Consider the following 816-nt stretch of genomic DNA (forward strand, 5'->3'; position numbering starts at 1 on the left):
CTTGTGCCGGCAGCATCGGCCATGCGCTTGACCGGAACCGGCTCGCCGACATGCGCAATCAGGTAGTCCTGGACTTTTCCGAGCGGTGTGCGGCCACCGGTGCGCCGTTGCAGAAGCGAGGCTGAACTGGGACTGCCCTCCCTGGCTTGCTCCACTCGCGGAGGGTGCCGTTCCTCGATGTGCGCGTGAGCTTCTCGGCTACTGCGGGCTTGCTGGTCTGCCGATGTCAGAAACACAGCGCTGTCTCGCGATCGCGGCATTCGCGATGGCTCCCGAGCCACAGGGTGTCGATTGTGAGGTGGCAGCATGAGCGCCCTTGTAGAGCCGATCCCTATCGGCGCCGTGGGGCTTGCCAACCTGCGCTTCTTTGCACCGCCGAGCGGCGGCCGCGAATGTCCGTGGCTTTCCATCGATGACCTGCACGCTTGCTTGGTCTTACCGCGCGGGGTCCGGCGTGAACTGAACGCGAAGCTACGCACCAGCAAATGGAAGGATGATGTCGAAACGATCGCGACGCCCGAGGGCATCGTGACCATCGTCCCCCGCTTCATGGCTCAGGGGATGATCGACGCAATGCGCGACGTTGGGCAGATACGTGAGGGCTTCTACGCCGAATATGTCCGGCAAGGCGCTGCGGCAATGTCGAAGCTCACAGACGGCATGGGGCCCGAGGAGATGCTCGGCTATGTGAAGGCGGCTTGGACTGCCTCTGGCGAGCATCTGCGTTCCGGAGGCGCACCGTGAGTGAAGCTTCGGTCAAGCGGATCGCTGCCGAGTTTCTGCAGCAGGTTGATGTCGCCTGTGCCGAGGGTCGCG

At 63.7% G+C, this 816-nt stretch carries 1 protein-coding gene; it reads left to right on the top strand.

Features of this window, described 5'->3' with window-relative positions:
• Positions 1–306 precede the first annotated feature (306 nt).
• The gene (locus M8523_RS36420) at positions 307–744 is read left to right on the top strand and encodes a hypothetical protein (protein ID WP_282589663.1); all 438 of its coding nucleotides are present in this window, start codon (positions 307–309) and stop codon (positions 742–744) included.
• Positions 745–816 lie beyond the last annotated feature (72 nt).

Source organism: Lichenifustis flavocetrariae, assembly GCF_026130545.1.
Classification (GTDB): domain Bacteria; phylum Pseudomonadota; class Alphaproteobacteria; order Rhizobiales; family Beijerinckiaceae; genus Lichenihabitans; species Lichenihabitans flavocetrariae.